This is a genomic window from Clostridium tepidiprofundi DSM 19306 (genome assembly GCF_001594005.1).
GTDB classification, from domain to species: domain Bacteria; phylum Bacillota; class Clostridia; order Clostridiales; family Clostridiaceae; genus Clostridium_AC; species Clostridium_AC tepidiprofundi.
Genome location: NZ_LTBA01000005.1, coordinates 42,617 through 57,019 on the forward strand (window position 1 = coordinate 42,617; position 14,403 = coordinate 57,019).

A 14,403-nucleotide genomic window follows, 5' to 3' on the forward strand; every position below is an offset into this window, starting at 1 on the left:
AAATCTATGTTAAGTAGCTTAAATTCATGTTAAAAAAATGAAAAACTATTAACTTGTATAACTAATTGATGTATTATGAAAATGGAGTTATGTGTCTATATAATTTTATAATATGGAGGGATAATATGAAAATAGTACAGATGATTGTTGCCCTTTTTGGAGGATTAGGATTGTTTCTGTATGGTATGAAAATGATGGGTGATGGTTTAGAAAATGCAGCAGGTGAGAAGTTAAAGTCTATTTTTAAAAAAATTACATCTAATCCAATAAAAGGTGTAATTACTGGAGCATTGGCTACAGCCATTATTCAGAGCAGTAGTGCAACAACTGTAATGGTAGTAGGATTTGTAAATGCTAGATTAATGGATTTATTTCAAGCAGCAGCAGTAATAATGGGTGCAAATATAGGTACGACGATAACAGCTCAAATGATTACATTAGATGTTGAAGCATTAATTCCAGTATTTCTTGGTATTGGAGCATTAATAGTATTATTTACGAAGAGAAAAAATATAAAAGAAATTGGAAATATAGTTTTAGGATTTGGTATATTGTTTTTAGGAATGCATTTAATGAAAGATGCAATGAATCCACTTAGAAGTTCGCAGGCATTTACCAATTTGCTTTCAACTTTAGAAGGAAACATACCTCTAGGAATACTTGCAGGTTTAGCAATAACAGCTATAGTACAGAGTTCATCTGCTACAACGTCTATGCTTATTGCACTTGCAGCGACTGGAATTCTAAATTTACATACTGCAGTACCTATAATTTTAGGATGTAATATAGGTACATGTGTTACAGCACTAATATCGAGTGTAGGTACATCAAAGAATGCTAAAAGAGCTGCTGTAATTCATTTAATGTTTAATATCATTGGAGCATTGGTATTTATACCTTTAATTATGTTTACACCAGTTGTTGACTGGATTGCATCTAGTTCAAATTTACCTAAAAGACAGATTGCAAATTTCCATACATTTTTCAATGTAGTAAATACTGTCGTTTTTATACCATTTATTAAAGTATTTGTAAATGTGGTAAATAAATTAATACCTGGTGAAGATGAAAGAGATGAATATGGTGTTAAATACATAGATGAGAGATTATTAGAAACTCCTGTTATAGCCGTAGGGCAAGCAAGACAAGAGGTTTTAAGAATGACAAGATTAGCAAGAGATAATTATGATTTAGCAATTAAGGCTTTTAAAGAAAATGATAATAATATTATAGAACAAGTATACAAGAACGAGAAATTAATTAATTTATTAGAAGATGAAATAACAAAGTTTTTGGTTGAATTATCAAAATCAGAGCTTTTAGAAAATCAAACAGAGATAGTAACATCAATGTTTCATGTTGTTAATGATGCAGAGAGAATAGGCGATCATGCAGAGAATATTGTGGATTTAACAAGTGAAAAAATACAAAAGAAGTTGCAATTTTCAAAAGAGGCTATGGAAGAGCTTGAAGGAATGTATAAGTATACACTGAATGCTGTTGATATGAGTATTGAGGCATTTAATACAAGAGATAAAAATAAAGTTAAAGAAGTTAAAGCAATTGAAGAAAGAATAGATGTATTGGAAAAGGAATTAAGAGCATCTCATATTAGGAGATTGAATCAAGGAATTTGTAATGCCACTGTTGGAGCAGTTTTCTTGGATATAATAAGCAACCTAGAGAGAATAGGTGATCACGCTATGAATATTGCTGAGTCTATATATAATGAATAAAAAAATGACCTTTTGGGGTCATTTTTTTTATAATTTAGAATAAAGTGCAGCATAATTAAAATAGAATGTATTATGGACGAATTCTATTTAGGAGAGTGATGATGTGAAAAACAATAGAAAATTGATCTATAGTTTAGTTACAATATGTATTTGTGCTGCTGTTATTGTAGTTGTAAATTATAAAAAAACCATAGACGCAATGAATAATAATGTTGGTACAAAAATAATTTTAATTGATCCAGGACATGGAGGTATTGACGGAGGGGCAATATCTAAAAGTGGTATTGTTGAAAAAAATATAAATTTGAGCATAGCATTAAAATTAAGAGATATACTAAGGGATAAAGGATATAAGGTTCTTATGACAAGGCAAGAGGATGTTGGACTATATTCAGATAAAGGTAGAGTTAGGGATAAAAAAATAGAAGACTTGAGCAATAGGTGTAAAATGAAGATAGAATCTAATTGCGATATGTTTATTAGTATCCATCAAAATAAATTTGAACAAAGTAAGTATTATGGTGCTCAAGTATGGTATTCATCTTATCAAAAAAGCAAAATTTTGGCACATATTATTCAGGAAAATTTAAAGAAGGATTTAGATAACAATAACAAGAGGGTTGAAAAAAGTGCCAATAACTCTATTAAGGTTTTGAGATGTCATGATACTATGCCTAGTGTACTAGTTGAATGTGGTTTTCTATCAAATCCGACTGAAGCTCAAAAATTGACAACAGATGAATATCAGAATAAAATAGCAGAATCGATTGCAAACTCAGTAGATGAATATTATAAAAGCGGCGAAAATGGACTTTAATAAAAAGTCCATTTTCGCCGCTTTTATAAGTGATTTAATAATAATACATTATTAAGAAATAAATAATTCATATTACATAAATGTAATATTTTAACCAAAAATATTAACATACATATACTGATTGTGTAGTTATAACATGTTTAAAAACAAAAATATAATTTGTTATAAAAATTATTGTATTTTATGAACTAGTGTGATATTATATTTTTGATGATTGGATTAATCCATTAATCCATTGTTTGTTTAAGGAGTGATGTATATGGAAATAGTATTAAATAGAAAAAGTGGGGTACCGTTATATTTACAGGTAAAAAAACAGATAATGGATTTAATAAGAATGGGGAAAATCAAGGTTGGAAGTAAAATGCCTACCGAGAGAGAACTATCTAAAGAGCTGAAAGTTAGTAGAAATACTATTAGTACAGCATATAAAGAGTTAGAGCAGGCAGGTGTTTTAAAATCATATCAAGGTAAGGGAACATTCGTTATAGAGGAAGTAATTTCATGGCAGGATAAAGATAAGAAAGATAAGATATTAAAATTTTTGGATTTAGCTTTAGAACAAGCCTTTGAATCAGGAATGGATATTGAGGGTTTTCTACAATTGGTAAATGATAGAGTTAGAGAGAAAAAAGAACTCATGAAGAAAATGGTTTCAGTATATGTTGAGTGCAATATTGAACAAGCTAAAATGTTCAGTAAGCAATTATCGAAGAGAACGAATATGAATGTTATACCTCTGACAGTAGCAGATTTAAGAGCTATGGATGTTGATACTGTAGGAAAGCTGAATAAGGCACAAGTTATAATATCTACATTTAATCATGTAAATGAAGTGTATGAGCTAACAAAAGATTTAAAAAAAGAAGTATTTGGAGTTGCAATTAGTCCAGATTTGGAAACAATAGTTAAGATAGCTAGATATCCTGTAACATCAAAGTTAGGATTTGTTTGTATATCAGAAGAATTTATGTTTAAAGTTAGAGGGGCATTGGAGAAAGCTGGATTAGGTGAGATTAATATTCAATTTACAAATACATTTGATGAAGAAAAACTTAAACTCTTTATTAGCAGTCATGATGTTATAGTGGTTTCACCAGGAAGGTATAAGGATGTTAGTAAATTAAATACCTTTAATAGAGAGATAATTGAATTCAAATATGGACTTGATGATGGTTCAGTAAAGGCACTTAAGTCAAAGATTGTTGAAATAGGTTATGATAAATAGTTTATTAATTATTTTACATATATATAAATTTAATTAGGAGGACTTTGTCACTATGGAAGAGAAAAATGGCAAAACAGTGGTTATTGGGGTAATAGGTTCAGACTGTCATGCTGTAGGTAATAAAATAATTGATTATGCATTGACAGAAGAAGGCTTTAATGTAATTAATATAGGAGTTTTATCACCGCAGGAAGATTTCATAAATGCTGCAGTGGAAACTGATGCTGATGCTATAATAGTATCTTCTTTGTATGGACATGGAGAAATTGATTGTAGAGGACTTAGAGAAAAATGTGATGAAGCAGGACTAAAAGATATATTTCTTTATGTTGGGGGGAATATTGTAGTAGGTAAGCAAGAATGGGATGATGTATATAAAAGATTTACGGCAATGGGATTCAATAGAGTATATCCACCAGGAACACCTATTGAAACAACTATTGCTGATTTAAAAGAAGATTTAAATATAAAATAGCGATAAGCTTATGAAAATTGCAGTGTATGCGATTGATTGGGAGTGGGAGAATGGATGCTTACTTATTGATTGATTTTGGAAGTACGTATACCAAACTAACTGCAGTTGATATCGAGAATGAAGAAATAATTGCAACAGCAAAAGATATCACTACTATAGAAGATGACATAATGGTAGGTTTCAATAAAGCATATGAAAAGCTTGAGAAATTAATGGAAAACAATAATGTAAATTTTGTAAAAAAACTTGCTTGTTCGTCAGCGGCTGGTGGACTTAAAATGATAGCTATTGGGCTTGTACCAGATTTAACTGCAGAAGCAGCGAAAAGAGCGGCTTTAGGTGCCGGTGCTAGAATACTGGATATTTATAGTTTTGAGCTTACATTGGATGAAATAGAGGAAATTAAAAATTCAAATTTAGATATTATTCTTTTGGCTGGAGGGACTAATGGGGGCAATAAGGAATGCATTATTCATAATGCAAAAATGTTAGCTGAAAGTGGCATTGATGTACCTATAGTTGTTGCAGGTAATAAAGTTGCAAATGATGATATAAAAAGAATATTTAAAGAGCACAATATGGATTACAGTATTACCGAAAATGTAATGCCAAAACTTAACCAGTTAAATGTTGAACCAGCTAGGGAAGAAATAAGAAAAATATTTATGAATAGGATAGTGGAAGCAAAAGGATTAGGAAATGCAGAAGAATTTGTTAATGGAATATTGATGCCAACACCTGCAGCAGTTATAAAAGCAGCAAGGGCTTTAAGTGAGGGAACTGATGATGAAGCTGGTATAGGAGATTTGATAGTTATTGATATTGGAGGGGCAACAACAGATGTTCACTCAATAGCAGATGGAGAACCAACAAAACCAGGTGTAACAGTTAGAGGTCTTGAAGAACCTTTTGCTAAAAGAACTGTTGAAGGAGATTTGGGAATGAGGTATTCTGCAATCTCACTTTTAGAAGCAGCAGGTACAAGAAAAATAAGAGAATATCTGAATGATAAGGAAAAGAAAATTGATGTGTTGAATAATTGTAAGTACAGATCAGAAAATATAAAAATGGTTCCTAAAACTGAGTGTGAAATAGCTTTTGATGAGGCTATGGCTAAAGTTGCAACAGAATTAGCTATGTCAAGACATGTTGGTACCATAGAATGTACGTATACACCTATGGGGGCTATATATTCACAGATTGGTAAGGATTTAATGGAAGTAAAGTATTTGATAGGAACAGGTGGGGTGTTAGTTCACAGTGATAATCCAGCGGAAATATTAAAAGCAGGTACATTTAATAAACAACAAGCTAATTATTTAAAACCTCAAAATCCGAAATATTTATTGGATAAAACGTATATATTGTCTGCAATGGGATTATTGGCACAGGAATTGCCCGATTTGGCAGTTAGAATAATGAAAAAGTATTTAGTGAAAGTGAGCTAGGAGGTATATAAAGGTGGAACTTAAAAATAAAAAGTGGACAGAGGAGCAATTTTTCAAAGTAAGAGAAGAAGTGTTAAATCAATGGCCTACAGGTAAAGACGTTAAGGATATTAAAAAAGGAATTGATTATTGTAAAAGTGTTCCAGAACACAAGAATTTTGCTAAGAAATTGATCAAGGCTAAGGAAGAGGGGGTTACGCTAGCTCAGCCTAGAGCAGGTGTTGCATTAATTGATAAGCATATAGAACTACTGACATATCTTCAAGATGAAGGGGGAGCAGATTTACTTCCTAGCACAATTGATAGTTATACAAGACAAAATAGATATGATGAATGTGAAATTGGAATAACTGAAAGTAGAAAAGCGGGAAGATCATTGTTAAATGGTTTTCCAGGTGTAAATCATGGTGTGCATGGTTGTAAAAAGGTACTTGAGGCTGTTAATTTACCGCTTGAGGCTAGACATGGTACACCAGATGCTAGACTTCTTTCCGAAATAATACATGCTGCTGGATGGACTTCTAATGAAGGAGGAGGAATATCTTACAATATTCCGTATGCAAAGAGTGTAAGTTTAGAAAGAACAATTCTTGATTGGCAGTATTGTGATAGATTAGTAGGAATTTATGAAGAAAATGGTGTTTCAATAAATAGAGAGCCATTTGGACCTTTAACAGGTACATTAGTACCACCAAGTACATCTAATGCGGTTGCCATTATTGAAGCTTTACTTGCAGCAGAACAGGGAGTTAAGAATATAACTGTTGGTTATGGTCAATGTGGAAATTTAGTACAAGATGTTGCTGCTATTATGGCACTTGAAGAGCAATGTAACGAATATTTGAAGGCTAATGGGTATGATGATATATATTTGACAACTGTTTTCCATCAGTGGATGGGTGGTTTCCCTTCAGATGAAGCAAAAGCATTTGGAGTAATATCTACAGGCTCAGCAGCTGCAGCATTGGCAGGAGCAACAAAGGTTATTGTAAAGACGCCTCATGAAGCAATAGGTGTTCCAACAAAAGAGGCAAATGCAGAAGGAATTAAAGCTACTAAGATGACATTGAATATGTTAAGAGGACAGAAAATGGCAATGTCTGATAAATTAAAAACAGAAATACAGATAATTAAAGCAGAAACAAAATGTATGATTGATAAGATGTTTGAGATTGGAAAAGGCGATTTAGCTATAGGAACTATTGAAGGATTTAAAATGGGAATAATAGATATTCCATTTGCTCCAAGTAAATATAATTTTGGTAAGATGATGCCTGCAAGAGATAATGAAGGTGCTGTTAGATATTTGAAATTTGGAAATGTTCCTTTTACAAATGAGTTAAAGGAATATAATATGAAAAAGCTTGAAGAAAGAGCTAAATTTGAGGGAAGAAAAGTAGGATTCCAGATGACAGTAGATGATATATTTGCAGTTGGTAAAGGAGTTCTAATAGGAAGACCTGAGCAAAAATAATTTACAAATAATATATCACTTAACAGTTGGTAATAATCCAATTGTTAAGTGATAATTAGGTGTTTGAAAGAAAATGGCAAGTCAAATATACTAGCATACTGATTAGTTATTTTTGAAGATGCCTTATGTACGTATAAAAAAAATCAGAGAAAGACAGGTGTGATAAATGAAAATTATTGATGTAGTATGTTCTGCAGGAAGAACAGGATTTTACTTTGATGACCAAAGAGCAATAAAAAAAGGTGCTGGGCATGATGGATTTACATATGTTGGAGAACCCGTTACAGATGGATTTACTTCAGTTAGACAGGCAGGGGAGTCAATTTCTGTTATGTTAATTTTGGAAGATGGACAAGTAGCTTATGGTGATTGTGCGGCAGTTCAATATTCTGGAGCAGGAGGAAGAGATCCTTTATTCTTAGCTAAGGATTTTATTCCAGTTATTGAAAAAGAAATTGCTCCTAAGCTTATTGGAAGAGAGTTAGAAAGCTTTAAAGCATTGGCTGAAGAATTTGATAAAATGCAGATTGATGGTAAAAGATTACATACTGCAATCAGATATGGTGTAACACAAGCAATATTAGATGCTGTAGCAAAAGCTAAGAAAGTAACTATGGCAGAGATAATAAGAGATGAATATAATACTGGTGTAAAAATTGATAGAGTGCCTATATTCACTCAATCAGGTGATGATAGATATGCAAATGTTGATAAGATGATAATAAAGGGTTCAGATGTTATGCCTCATGCACTAATCAATAATGTTGAAGAAAAATTAGGAACTAAAGGTGAAAAATTATACGAGTATATAAAATGGATGAGCAACAGAGTTAGAGAATTAAGAACTTCTGAGGATTACAATCCAATATTCCATATTGATGTTTATGGAACAATAGGTATTGCATTTAATTATGATACAAAAGCTATGGCAGATTATATTGCAACATTAGAAGAGGCTGCTAAACCATTTAAATTAAGAATCGAAGGTCCTATGGATGTAGAGGATAGAGAAAAACAGGTTGAAGCACTTGCAGCATTAACTGCAGAATTAGAGAATAGAGGAATAAATGTTGAATTAGTTGCTGATGAATGGTGTAACACACTTGAAGATGTAAAACTATTTGCTGATAAGAAAGCAGGTCATATGCTTCAAATTAAAACTCCAGACTTGGGAGGAGTAAACAATATTGCAGAAGCTATTTTATATTGTAATGAAAAAGGAATAGGTTCATACTGTGGTGGTACTTGTAATGAAACTAACAGATCTGCAGAGGTTACAACTAATATTGCAATGGCTTGTGGAGCAACTCAATGTCTTGCTAAACCAGGAATGGGTGTTGACGAGGGATATATGATAGTAAACAATGAAATGAATAGAGTTGTAGCATTAGTAAACAGAAGATAAGAGTAGATTAAAAGGATATCATGGTTAAAATATTGTAAAAGGCAGTTTGTTAAGAACTGCCTTTTAAGCTACGTATGTATTTAATAATTTTTACATTTGAGTTATAATAGTCTAAAGAACAGTTTAGGAAAGGTGTTGTAATAATGAGGGAAATAAATACTTCTGATATAACAAGAGTTGTAAAAAAACTTTGTATGGATGCTAATTATTACTTATGCAGTGATATAAAAGAAAGAATAATAAATGCCAAAAATGAAGAAACATGGAATACGGCTAAAGGTATATTAGAAAAAATAATAACTAATTCAGAGATTGCTAAAAATGAAAAAATGCCTATATGTCAGGATACTGGTATGGCATGTGTATTTATAGAAATGGGTCAGGATGTACATATAGTTGGTGGAAGTATAGAAGATGCAGTTAATGAAGGAGTTGCACAGGGATATACTGAAGGCTATTTAAGAAAGTCTGTTGTTAAAGATCCTTTAAACAGGGTTAATACAAAGGATAATACTCCAGCTGTAATATATTATGATATAGTTCCAGGAGATAAATTTAAAATAACTGTAGCACCAAAAGGATTTGGTTCTGAAAATATGAGTCAGTTAAAAATGTTAAAACCAGCTGATGGAATAGATGGTGTAAAAGATTTTATATTGAAAGTTGTCAAAGAAGCAGGTCCAAACCCATGTCCACCGATAGTTGTAGGAGTGGGCATAGGAGGCACATTTGATAAAGCAGCAAACCTCGCAAAAAGGGCTTTATTAAGAGATGTATCAGAAAGAAATTCGAATCCATTCTATGCTGAATTAGAAAAAGAAATGCTTGAAAAAATCAATATGTTAGGAATTGGACCACAAGGATTTGGGGGGAAAACTACAGCGCTAGCAGTTAACATTGAGACTTATCCAACACATATCGCAGGACTTCCAGTAGCAGTAAATATTAATTGCCATGTAACACGTCATGCTTCGGAAGAACTGTAACAATGAGGAATTAGGCACTAGGAATTATCAAAATCACAATGTGTTTTGGTGACTGGCGATTGGTGATTTTGATTTAATCTCCAGTCTCCAGTCGCTAGTCTCTAGTACAAATTTGACATCTGTATATCAGTATCTGTACTAGGAAAAGTGCAAGGTGTTAAGTATTAATTTTTATCAAAGTCACAATCTGCTTTGGTGATTGGTGACTAGTGAACGGTGACTTTGTTTTTAGAGTGTTAATTTATATAATCAATAGATTTGGAGGAAAATGGTATGGAGAAAAGAATAACTACTCCTTTGACTGAAGAGAAGGTTAGGGATTTGAAAGCCGGAGATACTGTATTGTTATCAGGAATAATTTATACTGCAAGAGATGCAGCACATAAAAGATTGGTTGATTTATTAGATGAAGGAAAAGAACTTCCGATAGATGTAAAGAATGCTATTATATACTACGTAGGACCTACTCCTGCTAAACCAGGTAAAGCATTTGGTTCAGGGGGACCTACTACAAGCTACAGAATGGATCCATATGCACCAAGATTGTTGGATATAGGATTAAAAGGAATGATAGGTAAGGGATTGAGATCAAAAGAAGTTGTAGAATCAATGATAAAGAATAAAGCAGTTTACTTTGGGGCAATAGGAGGAGCAGCAGCTTTAATAGGTAAATCTGTTGTAAATGCAGAAGTAATTGCATATGATGATTTAGGTGCTGAAGCAATAAGAAGGCTTGAAGTAAAGGATTTACCTTTGGTAGTTGTAATAGATAGTGAGGGAAATGATCTTTATGAATTAGGTCAAAAAGCGTACTTAGAAAGCAGAGAGTAAAAAATATTGGAAGGTGATACTATGGAAATAAAAAGACCAGCTAAGGCGGGTACATTGGAATCCAATGATATATATGTAATGATAATGCCAAATGAAAATAACGGAATTGAATTAGAGCTTGAAAGCATTGTAATTAAACAGTTTGGAGATGAAATTAAAAAAGTGATTTTTAATACTCTGAATGAGCTTGGAGTAAAAAATGCATTGCTTAAAGTTCAAGATAAAGGAGCATTAGATTATACAATAAAAGCTAGAATAGAAACAGCGGTAAAAAGAGCTACAGCTTAGGAGGTAAAATCCATGAAAAGATTGAGAAGAACAATGCTATTTATGCCAGGGAATAATCCAAGTATGCTTCAAAATGCAGGAATATTAGGGGCGGATTCTGTTATATTAGATTTAGAAGATGCAGTTAGTCTTACAGAGAAGGATAGTGCAAGAGTATTAGTTAGAGAAGCTATTAAAAATATTGATTATTCAAATGTAGAAGTTGTAGTAAGAGTAAACCCATTTGATACTGAATATGCTGAAGAGGATATTAATGAAATAGCGAGTGTAAAGCCAGATACAATTTTAATACCAAAGGCTACAGAAGAAGCAGTAAAAAAAGCAGATGAAATGATAACAAGAATAGAAAAAGAAAAAGGTTATGAAAATGGAAGTATTAAGTTGTTCGCATTAATTGAATCTGCATATGGTGTGGAAAATGTATACAACATTATTAAAGCTTCAAATAGAGTTGAAGGAGTGCTTTTAGGAGGAGAAGATTTAACTTCTGATTTAGGCATAAAGAGAACAAAAGAAGGAAGAGAAATATTTTATGCAAGAAATAAAGTTGCTATGGCATGTAGGGCATTAAAAGTAGATTCAATAGATACTCCTTTTACGGATACTAACGACTTTATAGGATTAGCTAAAGATACAATGAATGCAAAAAACATAGGTTTTACTGGAAAAGCATGTATTAATCCAAGACAAATAGATACAGTGCACTCAGTATTTGCACCTACAGAAGAAGAGATTATTCATGCTAAAAAAGTCATGGAAGCTAAAGAAAAGGCAGAAAAAGAAGGAAAGGGAGTATTTTCATTAAATGGTAAAATGGTAGATGCTCCAATCATTAATAGAGCGAGAACAACATTAGAATTAGCTAAAATACTAGGGCTTTTATAAGAAAGTGAGGTAGTGATATGAAAAACAGCATTGGAAGAGAGTTACCCGAATACATAGATGGATATGGAAAAGTAAAACCTTTTAAAGGTGCTTTTGTAAATATGGGAATTAAAGAAAAGACAAGTGTAAAAATTGAATCAGTAACTCCAATGGATAATAAACTTTTACATAGTATTGATGAGGCATTAGATAAAATTGATTTAAAAGATGGTATGACAATATCATTTCATCATCATTTGAGAAATGGTGATTATGTACTAAACATGGTTATAGAGGCTATGGCCAAAAGAAATATTAAAGATATTACTATTGCGGCTACTTCAATTTTCCCAGTTCATGCTCCTTTAGTTCAATATATTAAAGATGGTGTGGTAACTGGTATATATGCTGCTTACATGTCAGGTCCTGTCGCAGATGCAGTTTCAAATGGTTTGCTAAAAAAACCTGCCGTTATGCATACACATGGTGGAAGGGCTAGATTAATTGAAAGTGGAGATTTGCATATTGATATTGCTTTCATAGCTGCACCAACTGCAGATGGTTATGGCAATATAAATGGTTTATTTGGAAAGTCTGCTTGCGGTTCACTAGGATATGCCATTGCTGATGCAGAATATGCAGATAAAGTTATAGCTATTACAGATAATTTGGTTCCTTATCCTGCAAGTCCTATTGAGATTAGCCAAATGTATGTTGATTATGTTGTTAAGGTTGATTCTATAGGGGATCCAGCAGGAATAGTATCAGGAACGACAAAAATTACTAAAGATCCAGTTGGGCTTAGAATTGCTCAGATGTGTGCAAAAGCAATGGAAGCATCTGGATTGGTGAAAGATGGTGTGTCATTTCAAACAGGTGCGGGTGGAATTTCACTAGCAGTTGCTGCTGAATTAAAAGAAATAATGAAAAATAAAAATATAGTTGGAAGCTTTGCAGCAGGTGGTATAACAGGATATATTGTAGATATGCTCAAAGAAGGATTATTTAGAAACTTATTTGATGTTCAATGTTTTGATTTAGAAGCGGTTGAGTCATGTGCAACTAATACTAAACATATGAGGATGTCTGCTTCAATGTACGGTAATCCTCATAATAAAGGTGCAGTAGTAAATAATTTGGATATAATGATATTAGGGGCAACAGAAATTGATACTGATTTTAATGTCAATGTAACTACAGGTTCAGATGGAAGAATAATGGGAGGTTCAGGTGGACATAGCGATACAGCAGCTGGTTCTAAACTTGCAATAGTTGTTACTAAATTAATAAAAGGAAGATTGCCTATTATAAAGGATAAAGTTACTACTGTTACGACACCAGGGGAAAGTATTGATTTAATAGTTACAGAAAGAGGAATAGCAGTAAATCCTAAAAGACAAGATTTAATTGAAAAACTTAAGAAATCAAATCTTCCAGTAGTTAATATTGAGGAATTAAAAAATATTGCTGAGAAAATGACAGGTAAGCCAAAGCCAATACAATTATCTGATGAAATTGTTGCAGTAGTAGAATATAGAGATGGTACTGTTATTGATGTTGTTAGAAAAGCATTGTAATTATACTTATCAAGTTGTAAGATTCATATTTTGTCCAGAGAATTATATAATTTTAAGAACTTTGCAAGTATAGATTTGCATGCTGACTAGGTATTTTTTCAATACACCTAAGTGGGAAACTAAAGATTTTTGCTTAAGATAGAGTAGAGTTGCCACTTGAAGTGGATATGTTTTGATAATTTCATATACCTAATGATTGGAGATGCTTGTATGTATGGTATGAATATTGAAGAAATTGATTTAAGTGACAAAAAGCAAGTTGATGAGATTAAGGACTTTCTTGCAAAATTTGACTTGAAATTGGATGACAATGTTGACTATACGATAGCAATAAGACTTGATGGTAATATTAAAGCTACCTGTTCAAAAGCTAAGAATGTTTTTAAGTGTTTTGCTGTTTCTCCTGAACTTCAAGGTGAGGGGATAAGCAATAAGCTTATAACAGCTCTAAATAATAAACTATTTGAAGAGGGAACATATCATAATTTTATATTCACAAAGCCTAAAAATAAACAAATATTTACTTCTATGAATTATAAGGATATATATGAAGTAGAAAATGTTTGTTTGCTTGAAAACGGAGTATATGACATAAACAAGTATCTAGATAAAATTGCAGATAAATATAACATAGATAATACTACTGAAAAATCAGCACTTGTTATGAACTGTAATCCTTTTACTTTAGGGCATAGATATTTAATTGAATGTGCAGCTAGAAAATCAAAAGAAGTATTGGTTTTTATTGTTGAAGAAGATAAATCGCTATTTCCTTTTAAGTATAGATATGAATTGGTAAAAAAAGGTGTAAGCGATTTAGAAAACGTAAAAGTTATACCAGGTGGAGAGTATATTATTTCTTCAGCTACATTCCCTTCATATTTTTTAAGAAAAGAAGATGAAGTTTTAAAAGCATATACCAATATTGATGCTGGTATATTTGCAAAATATTTTTGTTCAAGATTCAATATAACAGATAGGTTTGTTGGAGAAGAACCTTATTGTAATGTTACAAGGGCATATAATAATGCACTAAACGAAACATTAAATAAATATGGTGTGAAACTTCATATAATCAATAGAAAAGAAAATGCTGGTATAAAGATAAGTGCTTCAATGGTTAGAGAATTAATAAAAGAAGACCAATATGATAAAATGAAAGAGCTTATTCCGAGCGTTACATGGGAATTTTTAAATTCTAATGAAGGAAGGGAGATAATGGAGAAGATTAAGGTTAGTAATTCTCCACATTAAAATATGTATAAAGCAGAGGA

At 32.0% G+C, this 14,403-nt stretch carries 13 protein-coding genes; all 13 read left to right on the forward strand.

Going from position 1 to position 14,403, the window contains the following annotated elements:
• The first annotated feature begins 125 nt into the window (after positions 1–125).
• The 13 genes from CLTEP_RS04090 to citC all read left to right on the forward strand — a co-directional run bounded on the left by CLTEP_RS04090 (position 126) and on the right by citC (position 14,383).
• Entirely contained in the window at positions 126–1,736 is a 1,611-nt protein-coding gene (locus CLTEP_RS04090; RefSeq protein ID WP_066823050.1) for a Na/Pi cotransporter family protein, read from the forward strand.
• Between the two features lie 103 nt (positions 1,737–1,839).
• Complete coding sequence (gene cwlD, locus CLTEP_RS04095) at positions 1,840–2,553, forward strand: N-acetylmuramoyl-L-alanine amidase CwlD (RefSeq protein WP_066823052.1); 714 nt, start codon at positions 1,840–1,842, stop codon at positions 2,551–2,553.
• 259 nt (positions 2,554–2,812) lie between these two features.
• A complete protein-coding gene (locus tag CLTEP_RS04100) occupies positions 2,813–3,781 on the forward strand; it encodes a GntR family transcriptional regulator (protein WP_084364622.1) in 969 nt (322 codons plus the stop codon).
• Between the two features lie 52 nt (positions 3,782–3,833).
• Positions 3,834–4,256, forward strand: a complete 423-nt coding sequence (gene glmS / locus CLTEP_RS04105; protein ID WP_066823055.1) for a methylaspartate mutase subunit S — start codon at positions 3,834–3,836, stop codon at positions 4,254–4,256.
• 50 nt (positions 4,257–4,306) lie between these two features.
• Complete coding sequence (gene glmL, locus CLTEP_RS04110) at positions 4,307–5,704, forward strand: methylaspartate mutase accessory protein GlmL (RefSeq protein ID WP_066823057.1); 1,398 nt, start codon at positions 4,307–4,309, stop codon at positions 5,702–5,704.
• 13 nt (positions 5,705–5,717) lie between these two features.
• Positions 5,718–7,178, forward strand: a complete 1,461-nt coding sequence (locus CLTEP_RS04115) for a methylaspartate mutase subunit E (protein ID WP_066823060.1) — start codon at positions 5,718–5,720, stop codon at positions 7,176–7,178.
• Between the two features lie 166 nt (positions 7,179–7,344).
• Positions 7,345–8,583: a methylaspartate ammonia-lyase gene (locus CLTEP_RS04120; RefSeq protein ID WP_066823061.1), complete on the forward strand. Its 1,239-nt coding sequence runs from the start codon at positions 7,345–7,347 to the stop codon at positions 8,581–8,583.
• A gap of 143 nt (positions 8,584–8,726) precedes the next feature.
• The gene (locus CLTEP_RS04125; RefSeq protein WP_066823062.1) at positions 8,727–9,569 is read left to right on the forward strand and encodes a fumarate hydratase; all 843 of its coding nucleotides are present in this window, start codon (positions 8,727–8,729) and stop codon (positions 9,567–9,569) included.
• Positions 9,570–9,842: 273 nt separating this feature from the next.
• Entirely contained in the window at positions 9,843–10,400 is a 558-nt protein-coding gene (locus CLTEP_RS04130) for a Fe-S-containing hydro-lyase (RefSeq protein WP_066823064.1), read from the forward strand.
• Positions 10,401–10,421: 21 nt separating this feature from the next.
• Positions 10,422–10,688: a citrate lyase acyl carrier protein gene (gene citD, locus CLTEP_RS04135; protein WP_066823065.1), complete on the forward strand. Its 267-nt coding sequence runs from the start codon at positions 10,422–10,424 to the stop codon at positions 10,686–10,688.
• A gap of 12 nt (positions 10,689–10,700) precedes the next feature.
• Positions 10,701–11,573: an HpcH/HpaI aldolase/citrate lyase family protein gene (locus CLTEP_RS04140; protein WP_066823068.1), complete on the forward strand. Its 873-nt coding sequence runs from the start codon at positions 10,701–10,703 to the stop codon at positions 11,571–11,573.
• A gap of 17 nt (positions 11,574–11,590) precedes the next feature.
• Positions 11,591–13,129 carry a citrate lyase subunit alpha gene (gene citF, locus CLTEP_RS04145; RefSeq protein ID WP_066823070.1) on the forward strand — a complete coding sequence of 513 codons (1,539 nt, stop codon included), beginning with the start codon at positions 11,591–11,593 and terminating at the stop codon, positions 13,127–13,129.
• A gap of 210 nt (positions 13,130–13,339) precedes the next feature.
• A complete protein-coding gene (citC, locus tag CLTEP_RS04150) occupies positions 13,340–14,383 on the forward strand; it encodes a [citrate (pro-3S)-lyase] ligase (RefSeq protein WP_066823072.1) in 1,044 nt (347 codons plus the stop codon).
• Positions 14,384–14,403 lie beyond the last annotated feature (20 nt).

Coding starts and splice junctions, on each gene's coding strand:
- CLTEP_RS04100 (WP_084364622.1), top strand. CDS start 2,813: ATGGAAATAGTATTAAATAGAAAAAGTGGGGTACCGTTATATTTACAG.
- CLTEP_RS04130 (WP_066823064.1), top strand. CDS start 9,843: ATGGAGAAAAGAATAACTACTCCTTTGACTGAAGAGAAGGTTAGGGAT.
- CLTEP_RS04090 (WP_066823050.1), top strand. CDS start 126: ATGAAAATAGTACAGATGATTGTTGCCCTTTTTGGAGGATTAGGATTG.
- CLTEP_RS04140 (WP_066823068.1), top strand. CDS start 10,701: ATGAAAAGATTGAGAAGAACAATGCTATTTATGCCAGGGAATAATCCA.
- CLTEP_RS04125 (WP_066823062.1), top strand. CDS start 8,727: ATGAGGGAAATAAATACTTCTGATATAACAAGAGTTGTAAAAAAACTT.
- citD (WP_066823065.1), top strand. CDS start 10,422: ATGGAAATAAAAAGACCAGCTAAGGCGGGTACATTGGAATCCAATGAT.
- citF (WP_066823070.1), top strand. CDS start 11,591: ATGAAAAACAGCATTGGAAGAGAGTTACCCGAATACATAGATGGATAT.
- CLTEP_RS04120 (WP_066823061.1), top strand. CDS start 7,345: ATGAAAATTATTGATGTAGTATGTTCTGCAGGAAGAACAGGATTTTAC.
- glmL (WP_066823057.1), top strand. CDS start 4,307: ATGGATGCTTACTTATTGATTGATTTTGGAAGTACGTATACCAAACTA.
- glmS (WP_066823055.1), top strand. CDS start 3,834: ATGGAAGAGAAAAATGGCAAAACAGTGGTTATTGGGGTAATAGGTTCA.
- citC (WP_066823072.1), top strand. CDS start 13,340: ATGTATGGTATGAATATTGAAGAAATTGATTTAAGTGACAAAAAGCAA.